At 42.5% G+C, this 14,640-nt stretch carries 17 protein-coding genes; 5 read left to right on the plus strand and 12 right to left on the minus strand.

Annotated features, from left to right (window positions below; genetic code table 11):
• Positions 1–57: 57 nt before the first annotated feature.
• From hemH to DQQ10_RS01555, 3 genes are all read right to left on the minus strand, one after another.
• The gene (hemH, locus tag DQQ10_RS01545; protein ID WP_112745035.1) at positions 58–1,062 is read right to left on the minus strand and encodes a ferrochelatase; all 1,005 of its coding nucleotides are present in this window, start codon (positions 1,060–1,062) and stop codon (positions 58–60) included.
• A gap of 69 nt (positions 1,063–1,131) precedes the next feature.
• Positions 1,132–2,301, minus strand: a complete 1,170-nt coding sequence (locus tag DQQ10_RS01550; protein ID WP_112745036.1) for a hypothetical protein — start codon at positions 2,299–2,301, stop codon at positions 1,132–1,134.
• Complete coding sequence (locus tag DQQ10_RS01555; RefSeq protein WP_112745037.1) at positions 2,298–4,133, minus strand: PAS domain-containing sensor histidine kinase; 1,836 nt, start codon at positions 4,131–4,133, stop codon at positions 2,298–2,300. The genes DQQ10_RS01550 and DQQ10_RS01555 overlap by 4 nt, the downstream gene beginning before the upstream one ends.
• Positions 4,134–4,463: 330 nt before the next feature.
• On the opposite strand from DQQ10_RS01555, the gene DQQ10_RS01560 reads away from it, so the two are divergent.
• Entirely contained in the window at positions 4,464–5,393 is a 930-nt protein-coding gene (locus DQQ10_RS01560; RefSeq protein WP_112745038.1) for a YdeI/OmpD-associated family protein, read from the plus strand.
• Between the two features lie 20 nt (positions 5,394–5,413).
• Here the strand turns inward: DQQ10_RS01560 and DQQ10_RS01565 are convergent, their stop codons facing one another.
• Positions 5,414–5,788 (minus strand): helix-turn-helix domain-containing protein, encoded by a 375-nt coding sequence (locus tag DQQ10_RS01565; RefSeq protein WP_112745039.1) that lies wholly within the window; start codon positions 5,786–5,788, stop codon positions 5,414–5,416.
• 135 nt (positions 5,789–5,923) lie between these two features.
• Here DQQ10_RS01565 and DQQ10_RS01570 point away from each other — a divergent pair, with 135 nt between their 5' ends.
• Complete coding sequence (locus tag DQQ10_RS01570; RefSeq protein ID WP_112745040.1) at positions 5,924–6,376, plus strand: SpoIIAA family protein; 453 nt, start codon at positions 5,924–5,926, stop codon at positions 6,374–6,376.
• Between the two features lie 69 nt (positions 6,377–6,445).
• Here the strand turns inward: DQQ10_RS01570 and DQQ10_RS01575 are convergent, their stop codons facing one another.
• Complete coding sequence (locus DQQ10_RS01575) at positions 6,446–6,865, minus strand: 6-phosphogluconate dehydrogenase (protein WP_112745041.1); 420 nt, start codon at positions 6,863–6,865, stop codon at positions 6,446–6,448.
• A 196-nt stretch (positions 6,866–7,061) separates the two neighbouring features.
• Between DQQ10_RS01575 and purN the strand changes: the two genes are divergently transcribed.
• Positions 7,062–7,649 (plus strand): phosphoribosylglycinamide formyltransferase, encoded by a 588-nt coding sequence (gene purN, locus DQQ10_RS01580; protein ID WP_112745042.1) that lies wholly within the window; start codon positions 7,062–7,064, stop codon positions 7,647–7,649.
• 123 nt (positions 7,650–7,772) lie between these two features.
• On the opposite strand, the gene DQQ10_RS01585 is transcribed toward purN, so the two are convergent.
• Together DQQ10_RS01585 and DQQ10_RS01590 are read right to left on the minus strand one after the other, a co-directional pair.
• Entirely contained in the window at positions 7,773–8,207 is a 435-nt protein-coding gene (locus DQQ10_RS01585; protein WP_112745043.1) for an acyl-CoA thioesterase, read from the minus strand.
• 31 nt (positions 8,208–8,238) lie between these two features.
• Positions 8,239–8,718, minus strand: a complete 480-nt coding sequence (locus DQQ10_RS01590; protein WP_112745044.1) for a DUF456 domain-containing protein — start codon at positions 8,716–8,718, stop codon at positions 8,239–8,241.
• Between the two features lie 45 nt (positions 8,719–8,763).
• Between DQQ10_RS01590 and gloA2 the strand changes: the two genes are divergently transcribed.
• Together gloA2 and DQQ10_RS01600 are read left to right on the plus strand one after the other, a co-directional pair.
• Positions 8,764–9,153: an SMU1112c/YaeR family gloxylase I-like metalloprotein gene (gloA2, locus tag DQQ10_RS01595; RefSeq protein WP_112745045.1), complete on the plus strand. Its 390-nt coding sequence runs from the start codon at positions 8,764–8,766 to the stop codon at positions 9,151–9,153.
• Between the two features lie 182 nt (positions 9,154–9,335).
• Positions 9,336–10,001 (plus strand): DUF4230 domain-containing protein, encoded by a 666-nt coding sequence (locus tag DQQ10_RS01600; RefSeq protein WP_112745046.1) that lies wholly within the window; start codon positions 9,336–9,338, stop codon positions 9,999–10,001.
• An 88-nt stretch (positions 10,002–10,089) separates the two neighbouring features.
• Here DQQ10_RS01600 and DQQ10_RS01605 read toward each other — a convergent pair whose 3' ends face one another.
• From DQQ10_RS01605 to DQQ10_RS01625, 5 genes are all read right to left on the minus strand, one after another.
• Entirely contained in the window at positions 10,090–10,833 is a 744-nt protein-coding gene (locus tag DQQ10_RS01605; protein ID WP_112745047.1) for a LytR/AlgR family response regulator transcription factor, read from the minus strand.
• Positions 10,834–10,877: 44 nt separating this feature from the next.
• Positions 10,878–12,011 (minus strand): sensor histidine kinase, encoded by a 1,134-nt coding sequence (locus DQQ10_RS01610; protein ID WP_112745048.1) that lies wholly within the window; start codon positions 12,009–12,011, stop codon positions 10,878–10,880.
• Between the two features lie 224 nt (positions 12,012–12,235).
• Positions 12,236–13,432, minus strand: coding sequence for a pyridoxal phosphate-dependent aminotransferase (locus DQQ10_RS01615; RefSeq protein WP_112745049.1), 1,197 nt, complete (start codon positions 13,430–13,432; stop codon positions 12,236–12,238).
• 251 nt (positions 13,433–13,683) lie between these two features.
• A complete protein-coding gene (gene recR / locus DQQ10_RS01620; protein WP_112745050.1) occupies positions 13,684–14,292 on the minus strand; it encodes a recombination mediator RecR in 609 nt (202 codons plus the stop codon).
• 40 nt (positions 14,293–14,332) lie between these two features.
• Positions 14,333–14,614, minus strand: coding sequence for an ATP-dependent Clp protease adaptor ClpS (locus tag DQQ10_RS01625; protein WP_112745051.1), 282 nt, complete (start codon positions 14,612–14,614; stop codon positions 14,333–14,335).
• Positions 14,615–14,640: the final 26 nt, after the last annotated feature.

A 14,640-nucleotide genomic window follows, 5' to 3' on the forward strand; every position in this document is an offset into this window, starting at 1 on the left:
TTATCGGTTGTTAAGCAAAGTTTCACCGGGTTTAAACCCGGTGAAACTTAAAACTCTTTAGCGTACCGCCAGGTCTTTCAAACACGCTATCCATGTAGGGTGCTCATTCAAACTTTCTACCAATTGAACTTTTTCGCCGCCATGTTCGTGGAAAATTTCCTGATACTCGTCGCCGATCTCAATGATTGTTTCAAGACAATCTGCCGTAAATGCAGGCGAGAAAATAAGTAGTTTCTTCATGCCCTTACGACCACATTCGCGAACCACTTCATCGGAAAAGGGCTTCAACCATTTTTGGTCTAGTCGCGATTGAAAACTAACGGTATATTTTTCTTGAGGGATATTCAATTTTGCTGCGAGCAATCTTGTTGTCGCGTAGCACGTTGCTTTGTAACAATATTCATTTTCTGCGGTGATCTCGTGTTCGCAATCATGATCTGAGCAAAGTCCTTCATTGTAAACTTTGTCCACTTGTCGTTCCGGCAGACCATGGTAAGAGAAAATCACATGATCATATTCATGGTGATTATATTTTTTGCCTCTTTCAACAAAGGCATCAATATAAAGCGGATGATCATAGTATTGTGAGATGATTTTCAGCTCTGGAATTACCCACCAGCTTTTCATGACACGCATAACTTCTTCGATGGCAGATCCTGTAGATGCTGATGCGTATTGCGGAAACATTGGAAGCACTACAATTTTTTTATACTGCTTCTTGCGCATCGTTTCCAACACATCAGGGATGGATGGATTTTTGTATCGCATGGCCAAGTGCACATCGTATCCTTCACCCAGAGATTGTTGCAATAGCTCCTTAGCCTGTTCGCTATAGTACAGTAGTGGCGACCCTTTATCGGTCCACAATTCTTTATAAACTTTGGCTGACTTAGGAGCGCGAAAGGGAACGATAATCAAATTGACTAACATCTTCCGCGATAGCCAAGGGATATCGATTACCCGCGGGTCGTTAAGAAATTGTGATAAATAAGAACGCACATGCCCAACTGACGGACTATCGGGTGTGCCAAGATTGATTAAAAGAACTCCTGTTTTTGTCATAACGGCAATTGCTGCAAACTTAGCATTAAACCATCCGAGATGAAAGAAGTTTATAAATCTTGAAAGATTCTATTTCAAGATCGGCGCGCGTTTAAAAGGCTTTGTCTCATCAAACAACTTCCTATACGTAGCATGCTGTTTGGACATCCTTCCTCCTACCTGAAGCACAACGTTGATCATTTTAGGATTAAAGTCGCCGATCCAATTCATCTCGTAGAAATCATATCGATCGTATTCCTCTTGGAGAACTCTCCGCGCCGCCATCACCATCGCGCCATCTAAACCTTTTCCTTGATGCTCAGGAACAATCCCAAACAGAATTCCGAAGGCCTTGCGATTTGTTTTTCTGAACGTGTGCCACAGAAACTTAAACTTGCCTATCAAGTCTAACTTGCCATTTACATACTTAAAAACTTGGTTGAGTTCGGGGAGCGAGATAAAAAACGACACAGGTTCTTTTTTGTAGAAACCAAAATAGATGAGCTTTAGATCCAATATCGGTTTCATTTGCTTTACCATGATTTTTGCTTGCGCCATCGTCAGCTCTGGATTCTCGGAACGATTTGCCCAAGCCCCGTTATAGACCTTTAGGATGTATTCTGGCAGCTGATCAATTTCATCCTTACGAATGTGTCGGAATTCATAATCGGTGTTCTGAGCAGTAATATCGGCCTTCTCCTGCAACCTCGGATCCAGACCATCTCTGATAGGACGGAAGTACGTATTTTGATAGAAGTAAACCTGAAACCCGTACGATTCAAAAAAATCCTTGTAGTAAGAGAAATTGTAATTGCATTGGTAGTTGGGCTCATGCTCAAACCCTTGGATTAACAGTCCCCACCAACGGTCGCGGCTTCCGAAATTAATCGGACCATCCATCGCTTCCATTCCCTTCGACTGCAACCAACTTTTACAGGTATCGAACAGGGTGAACGCAGCTTGGCGATCGTTGATACACTCAAAGAAACCCATACCGCCTGTGGGTTGGTCATTGCCTTTCTTCACGATCTTGTCGTTTACAAAAGCAGCAACACGACCAATTGTTTTGCCTGCGTCCGAGCGCAATACCCAACGAATACATTCGCCGTGCTTGAACGTTTTATTCTTCTCCGGATCAAAAACATTTTCGACGTCTTTGTCCAGTGGACGAATCCAATTTTTCTCCTGTTTGTACAGTTTAACGGGGAATAGCAAGAACTCCCGAATCAACTCGGGTGTAGTAACTTCAATAATTTTCATTGTTGTTGTTCAACGGCTCTAGGTGAAACACGTGTCATCACGCTATTGATTCGATTCGGTAGTACGATACTAAATCGCGTACCATGGTTTGGCTCACTAGCAACAGTCATTTGTCCGCCCAATTTATCGACGGCATTTTTTACGATGTATAAACCGATTCCGGATCCATCGGATTGTTCTGTCGCACGATAGAACATCTCAAAAATGCGTGCAAGGTTTTGTTCATCGATTCCAATACCGTTGTCGGCAAAGCTGATTTCAGCACGCAGATTATCGATCAGAATCTTGATCTTAATTTCAGGATCAGCAATGCTTAACTTCCGATACTTAATGGCATTGGAAATCAAATTGCGCAAGATTTCTGAAATTCTCCAAGGGTCACTATAGAAATCGATACCTTCAATCTTCACAATACGATTCATCTCTTGTGCACCGATCAGATAACTAAGCTCATTAAAAGTACGATCGATAATTTGCTCGAAGTCAACCTTACTCGTCGTGACTTCCATTTTTAAATTTTTCGAATGACTCAACACATCACCGATAAAATGATCCAGGTGTTCTACCTTGTCACCGATGATGTCAATGTAGTCACTTGGATTATCGGTATTACCGGGAAGTTTCGCGAGGTTTACCAATCCTAAGATCGACGACAATGGTGCACGAAGGTCATGAGAAACCTTGTACACAAAATTATCGAGCTCAGTGTTTCTGATTTTTAGTTCCTCCTCTACTTTCTTACGATCTGTAAAATCAACGTAAACACCGTAAATACCGAGTGTCTGATTTTCCAACACCACGGGCATACCGTAGAGAATTACATTGATAAATTTTCCACTGCGATGTTTTCGAATCGTCTCAATACTCACCACGCGATTGCTGGTAATTAAGTTATTGAGATCAACGCCTTCATGAACGAGATCTTCCGGAACGATAAAGTCGTTGATGCTATTGCCGCGAAGTTCTTCAAGACTATAGCCGAACATTTCTTCGAAGCCTTTATTTACTTGTTCTACTTTCCCAAGATCATTCAAGAGCACAACGGCCATTGGAATATTCTGGAAGAGTTGCGCAAGGAGTGTTTCGTTTTTCTTGATGCGTGCTTCTGTTTGCTTACGCTCAGTTACATCGCGGAAAATTACCTGAACAGATTGTTCTCCTTTAAAATTAAAGGGGAACGCCATGGTTTCAACATCAATCACTTTTCCATCGAAACGAACATACTTCTGTTCCGTCATCGGGAAAGGCATTCCTTCGGCAACTTCTTTCATGCGACGAAGGATACGCTGATGATAATCCGGATGAACAAAATTCATCACGTCGGTACCGATCAATCCTTTTGTTGTTTTACCGGCTGCAAGAATCAGATGTGCCTGTGCATTCGCGAAGAGTAGCTTGCCATTTTTATGAACTACTACACCGATGGGCAATCGCTCCATCAGTGAGAGATATTTTAATTCAGTCTGCTTGGCAGATTCTTTTCTTTCAGTGATATCCTGAATGATACCTCGTCGGATAATGGTACCGTCAGTTTGAAGTTCATGGTTTGATCGTACATCGACCCATACTACTTTTCCAAACACCATCATCCGGCCTTCCCAACTCCATTCCACTGCTTCGCGAATGCTGCGTTCGGAGCTTTCTTTTAGGCTTGCCAAATCATCTTCGTGCACAATAGCTTCGAGAACACTCGGATCTGCCATGACCGATTTCGGCGACAATCCCAAAATACTTTTCGATGCATCACTGATGAAAAGAAAGCGTGTGGTTCCGTCCGGATAGACAGCGTATTCATAAATTACGGCTGGAAGGTGCCTGATTAGATCCTGCATAGTTTACGATGACAATCAATTGACATTAATTTCACAGGGGGCCTTCGTTTAGCGTACAGATGGGTTCAGCAAACTTCGCAAGATAACCCGTTGGCAACCATAAAACAACCGTAAATGCTTCATTATCAAAATATAATTGTGCAAACCTAGCAGGCTATCAAAAACCGATTGCAAACAGCTTTTTTCCATTTCGTACATTAATTCATCCCCAAATTTCCGCATCTTCAGCTTTGGACACGGCCTTGAAATGAACCAAAATAGATTAGGAAGTAGCGGACAAGAAAATTCTCGGCATGCCAACGTCAATCACTATCGAAATAATTATCAGTCATGGCAAACGCTATTTTCGCTAAACTCAAAATCAAGCCTGGTCAGAAGGTACTGATCTTGAGCGGTCCTGCTGGTTATGCAAAAGCAACGGCCGACGTTCATTTAAAGATTGCCGCAAAACAGCAATACGATGCCATTCAACTATTCGCAAAAAATATCGCGGACGTTAACAAGCACATCGGCGCCGTACTCAAAGCATTGCATGACGATGGCCTGTTGTGGATTTCTTATCCGAAGAAAACATCTACTATTAAAAGCGATCTTTCGCGTGACCATGGTTGGGATAAATTAATTGCAGCCGGGTACGAAGGCGTGTCACTGGTGTCAATTGATGAAACGTGGTCGGCATTCCGTTTTAAAAAAACTAAAAAGCAGAAAGTAGAAACTTCTCAATCGAAAAAGGCGGTGAGCGAATCGAAAGACGAAGTTCAACGCGGGAAACTGGATACAAAAATCCAGGTCTTTAACGCAATCCTTGTAAAAGACCCAAAGGATAAAATGGATACTGCCTTTGTCAATATTCCATTCGATGTGGAAGAAGTCTATGGAACGAATGGCTTGGTAAAAGTAAAAGCTTTGTTTGATGGCCATCCGTACCGTGGAAGTCTCGCAAACATGGGCACGGGCTCTCATATTCTTATCGTGCGCAAGGATGTACGCGATGCGATCAAGAAGAAAGTGGGTGACAGAGTGCATGTTCAAATTCAGCGCGACACAGAAGAACGCGTCGTAGAAATGCCTGCAGATTTATTGGTGGCCCTTGGCGATAATCCTAAGGCAAGTGCAATCTTCGATAAACTATCTTTTACAAATCGTAAAGAATATGCGTCTTGGGTCCTATCCGCCAAGCGTGATGAAACGCGGTTGAAAAGATTACGAGAAACAATTGAGAAACTCATCAAAGGTAAGAAGAATCCCAGTGAAAAATAGCCCTCAGAAAAACGACAAACTTAGAAACTAACCTTCCCTTCCATCTGCTGAATGAGTTCTGATTTCTCTTCCATCAACTTGATGATCTTGCGGAGATAGTCAACTTCTTTTTTCGACAACTCAAGTTGATTACGATAGTCTGAGGCTTCGTGTTTAAGTTGTGTAACATTCTCGTTGTCGCCTTGTCCCTTTGGCGTCTCCACGTAGTATTGAAAGAAATTATGGTGCAGAACCTGGGAAATTTTCAGGAGTAGACCCGTATCGAGGTGACGTTTGCGAAATATGCGGTATACATTCTGGCGAACTGTGCCCAATTCGTCAGCGAAGTCAGTGAGTTTAATCTGACGGCTGTCAAATACTTCTTTGATTTTCTGACCAATCTCGACGTGTGCCATAAAGATGTGGTTAATGGTTTTACAAAGGTATGTAAAAAATAAGTTTACAGTCACGCTTTTAGGCACCTCGGGATGTAACTAAAAATTTTACAGTCCCGTTATTTGTCCGTAAAATTACAAACCAAAGCAGCTACCATGAGCTTTGCACAAACCCTCACAAGTTCACCGTCCATGATTAAGCCGTTTTACCAGGATGAATACGCCACGATTGAATTGGATGATTCCATTCCATGTATTCGTCTTACGCTAAATGGCCTTCCGCGTTACAGCGAGCACTACGAAATGGTGCAACAAAAGCGTCTTGAATTGATGCGCCAAGAAATCAAGAACTATCCCAAGCTACACATGCTTACTGATAGCAGCACAGCAGGCCCGGTTCTCGATGAGGATGTTCTTCACTTTAAAACGAAGGTGATGCCGGAAATGGAGAAAGCTGGTGTTCGCTACCTCGCCATAGTGATGCCGACCAGCAAGTTTACTCAGCTTACAATTCGGGAAATGACAGAAGATGTACGGCAAATTTCTGTCCGCTATTTTGATTCTATGCGTGAAGCAAGAGCATGGCTCCGCAAGATGACGCTGCTGTAATTAGATCGTTAATCGTTTTAATCGTTAATCGTTAATCGTTAATCGTTAATCGTTAATCGTTAAATAAAATTATTTACTAAGTCGTTCGACGCGTACGGCAAAATATTTTGTATCGCCACGCCAAGGGAACGCAGCATAGCGTTTGATAAAATGTAGGTTCACGTGTTCACCATTGAGGGCGGCGTCGCTCAAGTCTTTTATCAGTGCATCGTTACCCTTCTCAACGGAGAAATCAAAAGACTCTGCAATTGGGCTGGCTCCTTTTAGCGCACCAAATGTTTCAAGGTTGATCTTACCTTCATAGGTCTTGAAAATAACGCCTTTATGACTGATGCTGATGATTCGTCCTGACTTGAATCCTTCATCATAAGTTCCCCAGTAATAGAATGAAAAAATGCCAATGGCAGCAATCACAAGCGTTATGATGATAACACGAATTACCTTCTTTGTTGTGCGTTTTACTTTCGATCCAAAGCTTTCTGATTCCATCTTAATCGTTAATCGTTAATCGTTAATCGTTAATCGTTAATCGTTAATCGTTAATCGTTAATCGTTAACTATAAAACAAAAATAGCATTTAAAATGATCTTGGCTACTTTTCAGCTTCAAGTCGGTATTCATAAAAGCTCAGCCCGCTATACTTTAGACTTTAAACTTTAAACTTTACCACTATTTTTGCACTTCAATGTCAGATCATAAATTTCGTATCGCTATTCTCGCATCCGGGAGTGGATCAAACGCTGAAGAGATTTTTAAGCACTTCAAAAATCACCCTGCAATCGAAGTATCGTTACTTCTGAGTAATAATCCAGGAGCTTATGCGCTTGAGCGTGCTAAAAAATTTAATATTCCCGCAGCTGTTTTCACGCGGGAAGAATTTAAAAACGGCGCCATTATTCAGTCGCTTTTCGCAGAACACAAAATCACGCACATTGTTCTTGCTGGATTTCTTTGGCTAATTCCCGATTATCTGATCAAAGATTTTCCGAATAAGATAATCAATATTCACCCTGCCCTTCTACCAAAATTTGGTGGCAAAGGCATGTACGGCATGAAGGTTCACGAAGCGGTTAAAGCAAATCTAGAATCAGAAACGGGAATTACTATCCATGAAGTGAACGAACACTACGACGAAGGAAAAATCATTTTCCAAGCGTCATGTTCTGTTACTGGCGATGACACGCCGGAAAGCATTGCAAAGAAAGTTCATGCGTTAGAATATGAACACTTTCCAAAAGTGATCGAGCAATGGATTACTGGGTATCGAGCTTAAAGCAGAAAGCTCAAAGCAGAAAGCTTAAAGCTCAAAGCAGAAAGCTTAAAGCACAAAGTAGAAAGTTTAAAGTAAAAAGTTTAAAGTAGAAAGTCGGGTGTCTCGCGACTATCCGCCCTTACTTTATTTCCACTCGAATTCCGGCGACTTTGGAAATTTTTCGAAGACGTGTTGTACAAATTCATTAGGGATTGCAAGCTTTCGTTTTTCCATATCAATCCACGCGCCATCTAGATTGAGAATAGCGGCAAGTGTCCCATCCGCTTTAATGAATTGATGGCGCAGACTCCAACGTGAATAATCCTTTGTGGACTTTAAGAGCTCGACTGTAATGGTTACTTGATCTTCAAGCTTGATCTCTCTTTTAAACAAAGCTTCTTCCCGAAAAAGAATGGGACCAATTTTGAGTTCCTCAAGTTTCTGCGTTGTCAATCCTTGCGAATACAGCACGTGCATACGCATCATCGCTCCATAATCATAATAAACGGAGTGGCGCATGTGACGATTCTGATCGATGTCGGCCCAACGAATTTGCACGGGCATAGTGAAGTCAGTCATAGGTAGTATAGAGTTATCGCAAAGATAATGATCACGCGATGATTGTGTATTTGATAAAGTAGTAGGACATCACAAAACAAGCAACGAGTTTGATTAGCGTTCCGACCAAAAATCCTACAAACGATCCAAAAGCTGCGCGCCAAGCTTGTTTTGTATTTGTGTTAGCTATCAATTCGCCGATAAACGCACCGATAAATGGACCGAAGATTATACCCAGTGCGCCAAAAAATATTCCGATCACCAGTCCAATTGTACAGCCCCATACGCCATACGTAGAGCCGCCGAATTTTTTGGTACCATAAATTGGCACATAGTAGTCGAGGATCGTAATCGCGATGGTGATGCCTGCCCATACCCATAAAAACTCAGCGGTAAATGGCGGATCTGTTTTAAGCTGCTGCAATAATAACCCGACGAAACAGAGTGGCGGTCCTGGGAGAAAAGGAAGTACCGAGCCAGCAATTCCGCCAAGCATGCATAAAATTCCGAGTGTTAACCAAAGCCAATCCATTGTATATCGTTAAACCTTCCTGTAATTTATCATTAAATCTTTGTCATGCTTTACCTTCAGCATATTCATCACATCGCAATCATTTGTAGTGACTACCAAGCTTCAAAAACATTCTACACGAACGTGCTCGGGTTTCAAGTGCTCGCCGAACATTACCGCGTAGAAAGAAATTCTTATAAACTTGATTTAACCTTGAACGGACAATATTGCATCGAGTTGTTCTCTTTTCCATCTCCGCCTGCGCGACCGTCGGGCCCCGAAGCGTGCGGATTAAGACATCTTGCATTTCAAGTGCAGAATATTTCCGAGGCCGTCAACAAATTAGAAGCGGCAGGCATTGAAACTGAGCCGATTCGCCGCGACGAATTCACCGGCAAATATTTTACTTTCTTCAGAGATCCCGACAATTTACCGTTAGAACTCTACGAGCAATGATCGATTCCATCCACAGAAACATTTACTTGATACTTACGACGGTGTGACAAGGTGTGGCAGCAGAATTGGGGCAACTGCAGCGTTATCACTTGAAGACTATAGTACGCAGAAATCCATTGTGAAACGATTGGATTTGGTAGAACAGGTTCGGTATATTGCTTGACGAGATTCACTAACACGTTATGTTTTCGAATAGGAAAATCATTTTGCTGATCATTTTGCTGATCACGATTTGCTGTACGGCGTATTTCATTGTGGTGTACGTACCAGCGTCGTTAGCAAGAAAGAGTTACGATGGTGCAAAAGAAATTGGGAAAGATATCCGCGATCTTTTTCATTTCACGCCGGAGGTGAAAGTAAATAACACCGTTGTTTTGCAACAGCAAACACCCATATTAGAACTTGCCACGATCAACCAAACTTTTCAACACCGCCACGAATGGATGAACACGTGGATGAAGAGCACCAAAAAAATTACCATTACGGGTACCATGGAGGCGAAGGCGGGATTCGATCTCAATCAAAAATTTAGCATCGACATTCGAGATGACAAAGCTTATGTGACGTTACCTCGTGCAAAGCTGTTATCCATCGAAAGCAAAGGCGACATCGTATTCAAAGACGAAAACGGAATTTGGAATTGGGTTGACGCAGCAGATCGCTCAAAAGCCATTAATGCATTCACGAACAGTGCGCGTGATTACGCAGCAAATGCTAACTTCATTCAGGAATCTCAGAAGCAAGTCGTGGATAAGCTTACGCAAATACTTCAGGCGCATGGAAAAACGGTGATCATTCAATTCGACGATATGCCAGCAACTACGCCTGGGCCATTTATCGAGCAGTAGCGTAAGCTTTCAATACGTTCGCTAAAATGTTACCATGAAAAAAGGTCACCTTGCGAGTGACCCTTCTTGTATTCCTAAAAACAATATCTCAGACAACTTTCTTACGGATAAGTTTCGCATATGTGCGACTCACCGGGAAGCTTTTGCCGTTTTGCATTTTCACAACCATTCCGCCGTTAAAATGCTTTTCGATTTCTTTCAAGCTGTTGATGTTGATAATCGTACTGCGGTGAACGCGGATAAAGATCTCCGGATTCAAAATCTCTTCTAGCTTGCCAATACCTGACGAGCTTACGAACTGGTCATTTTTCGTTGTTAGTATTGTATAATCACCAGACGCTTCGAGGTACACGATTTCGTCTACAGGCAGATTGAGAAGCTTCTCAGATTTCTGAACGAAGATGTGGCTATCGTAGGAAGTTTTATTTTCTGTTTTAAGATTCCGTAGCAGTTCACCCACATTGTTCTGCTCCATCTTCATGCGGGCAATGGCGCGTTCTACGGCTTGTCTGAAACGTTCTTGATCGAGTGGTTTCAGAATGTAGTCGACTGCATTTTTCTCGAATGCTTTGATGGCATACTGATCATACGCTGTACAAAAAATCACATAAGGATCGTGCGTGATCTCGTCCAAAACATCAAAGCCGGTCATGCCAGGCATTTGTACATCCAGAAAAACGAGGTCTGGTTTCACCTTGTCGATAGTTTCAACCGCTTCTTTTCCTTTTGAACACTCAGCAACGATTTGAATGTTTGGAATCTGCTGAAGAAATTCCTGGAGAAGATCGCGGGCTAGTTTTTCATCATCAACGATGACACAAGTTATGTTCATGTATGTAGCGTTTTAGTAGGATTAATTGTTGTTGTTGTTGTTGTTTATACGGCTTGACTTTTCAAGGTTTCCTCGGATGAAGTTTGGCCTTCTTCCTCAAAAGGTATGAAGAAACTTACGGAATATCCCCATTCGTTAGAACGAATACGGAGACTAGATCCTGGACCAAAAATACTTCGTAAGCGTTGATCTGTATTTTTCATGCCTACACCGCTGGAACTACCATCGATTACCTTTTGGGCATTCGATCCCAGTCCATCGTCTTTTACCTCGAAGAAGATCATGTTGTTGAAACGTTTTACGGTCAACACAATTGTACCGCCGTCGTCTTTTGGTGCGATACCATACTTCACAGAGTTTTCAACCAATGGTTGTAAGATCATCGGTGGAATTGGAACATTGAGACAAGAGAAATCAACTTGTTTGATAAATTTCAGTCGATCGCCAAAACGCACTTGTTGGATGCGAATGTAGTTGTCGATAAAGTCGAGTTCTTGGATAAGTTTTACCATTTGATCGCCATGAGAATCCAACGCATAGCGGAAAATATCAGACAGTTGCGTGATCACTTTTCGCGCTTGCTCTTTACTTGAACCGATCAACGTATTGATTGAGTTTAGTGTATTGAACAAAAAGTGCGGATTGATTTGCGATTTCAATAGTGAAAGCTGCATCTCACGATTTTTGAGATTAAGCTCGCTCTTCTCTGTTTCTTCTTTTTGCAATCCAAGGAAATATCGGATTACGTAGTACACACCTATAGTAATGATATATTGATCATGGAAATGAAGACCTTCCCACTTCAGCAGACTAATGATGTGCGCCTTCCAAAATTCCCAACCGCTGTAACCGACCACATGATCTTCCACGATATACGACAGCGTTCCCATGATAAAGAAGTGCGTCATTGCGCCGGCCACGTGTCCAGCAACCTGGAAATAGACACTAAAGCGAAAGAGCCAGTTTGAATAAAAGAAAATAGCGATGATGAGTAGGCAGAGTGCCTCAAACATGTATAACGCGTTCCAGAAAATATATGGATCCCGAAGCTCTAATTTCCATTCCAAAAAGGTACCGACAGCATACTTTGCCGCATACCAAATACACAGGAGTAGATAAGCTCGCTTCCAAATCCGCGGTATGTCCTCTATAAATTTCAAGCCGATAAAATTCTGCATTAAAGTTACGCCATTCAAAGTAAAACCGTTTAGAATTGGTTTCCGGCGGTAAATCCTCGATTTAGGGGATTATAATACACATTATTTTGGTCGAGCTGCCGTCGGGTTATCTCTTTGATTTATAATGTGTTTGTGTGACGCGTCTTTTCCGCCATTCAATAAAAAAAAGAAGGTTCACAAGATTGCCCCATGAACCTACTCAGTCTTTATAAAACCTGTATGACTTATTTGAACGTTGCAAGCGTCGTTTTCAAACGCTTCATGGCCTCCACGAGGTCTTTTTCAGAGGCTGCGTAAGAAAGTCTTACACATGTTTCGTCACCAAAAGCGCCTCCTGGAACAAGTGACACGTGCGCAAGCTCAAGCATATACAAACAGAAGTCGTCGCCATTTTTAATGGTGCGTGTTCCATCCGATTTGCCGTAGTAGTAGCTCACATCAGGGAAGAAATAAAAAGCACCTTCAGGATAATTTGCTTTCACACCAGGAATTTCTTTCAAGAGATTGTAAACTACATCGCGACGCTTGCGATACTCTCCGACCATTTGATTTGTCGGTGCAATATCGCCCGTTACAGCCGCAAGTGCAGCACGCTGTGCGATAGAGCAGTTTGCTGAAGTCACTTGACCTTGCACTTTGTTACAACCATCGGCAATCCATTTTGGTGCTGCGATGTAACCTACTCTCCATCCCGTCATAGCGTACCCTTTTGCAAAGCCATTCACCGTGATGGTACGATCAAACATACCCGGGAAAGATGCAATACTTACTTGCTCTCCAGTGAAGTTGATATGCTCATAAATTTCATCAGCAATAACGAGCAGGTCTTCGTGTTTCAAGATTACATCGGCAATTGCCTGAAGTTCTTTTTTAGAAAACACAGATCCTGTTGGATTACACGGTGATGAGAAGATCATCAACTTAGTCTTTGGTGTGATTGCCTTCTCCAGCTGAGCCGCTGTTACTTTGAAATCATTTTCAATTCCACCTTTTACAATCACAGGCGTTGCTTCTGCGAGGCGCACCAATGCATCGTAGCTCACCCAATACGGAGAGAACACGATTACTTCGTCGCCAGGATTAAGGAGTGCGAGCATCGCATTTGAGATAGATTGCTTTGCACCATTCGACACAACAATATTTTCGGCCTTGTAAGGGACGTTATTTTCTTTCTGATATTTCGCTGCCAATGCTTCACGAAGATCTTGGTATCCTGCTACCGGAGGATATGCGAAATACTTTCCATCATCTATCGCTTTCTTCGCTGCATCACAAATGTGAATTGGTGTTTTAAAGTCAGGTTCTCCAAGACTTAAACTGATCACATCGATACCCTTCTGCTTAAACTCACGCGCTTTCGCGGCCATGGCCAGGGTTGCTGATTCTTCGATAGCTTCGATTCTGTTAGAAAGTTTTTTCATAAGCGGGTAAAATTAAACCGGGCAAAGAAAAGCATTATCTCCGTATGGTGTGTCGGAGACGTTATACTATTTTTTAGTCCTAACAATTGTTGGTTACGTTTTCCACGGAGGCCGTGGGCGTTAATCGTTAAAATGGTTAAACGTTAATTGTGAAAGCAAGGAGCTGCTCACGCTCCGTTCGATGTTAATCGTGCTTCCGGCTGATCTGCCAAACTTACTCGTGGCTCGAAGCTCGCAGCTGCATTAAAAAGCTATTGAAAAAGTGTTCGTCCGGCAATACTTCTTCCCAAGGTAATTTCGTCTGCATATTCGAGATCGCCGCCAACGGGTACGCCACGGGCTATCACACTCACCTTTACAGTGAAATCTTTGATCCGTCGGTTGATATAAAATGCTGTTGTGTCGCCTTCCATCGTAGGGCTCAAGGCAAGGATGATTTCTTTTACTTCGTTTTGTGCAGCACTGATGCGCGTTACGAGTGAGTCAATTTTTAATTCGGACGGGCCAATGCCATTCATCGGAGAGATTACGCCGCCAAGCACATGATAGAGCCCAACGAATTGGGCCGTATTTTCAATGGCCATCACATCTTTTGAATCTTCGACGACGCATATTACGGAGCGATCACGGCGCTGGCTTAAGCAGATAGAACACACATCGTGATCGGAAATATTATGACAGCTAGAACAGAACTTAATATTGCCGCGTAGCTTCACAAGCGCGTCGGTGAGGGCGTAGGTGTTTTCTGATTTGTCTTTGATAAGGTGCAACACCAAACGCAACGCCGTTTTTTTTCCAATGCCAGGAAGCTTTGCAATCTGGTTGACGGCATCTTCAATTAATTTCGATGGATACTCCACTCAGCTTTTATTCAACAAGATGGAAAAAACTAACGGTCGCTTACAGAATACGGGCGTCAATACCGGCTTCGCAGATCGCTTCACGCAAAGGCTTTAAGAATTCAAAGCTCCCGCTCTTAACAGGGCATTTTCCTTTGTAATGAATGATAATAGTACACTGCTCGGCTTGTTCGTTGGTGTGCTTACACACCCGGATTAACGTGTTGATCACGTGATCGAAAGTATTGAAGTCATCATTAAACACAACAAGATCCATCAGATCCGTGGTTTCCACGGCCTCCATCACATCGACTAACTCTTCTTCTTGGAATGCGTGCTTCATACGATTTGGGCAGATTTCATACAAAG

The sequence above is a fragment of the Pseudochryseolinea flava genome (genome assembly GCF_003286915.1).
Lineage (GTDB): Bacteria > Bacteroidota > Bacteroidia > Cytophagales > Cyclobacteriaceae > Ohtaekwangia > Ohtaekwangia flava.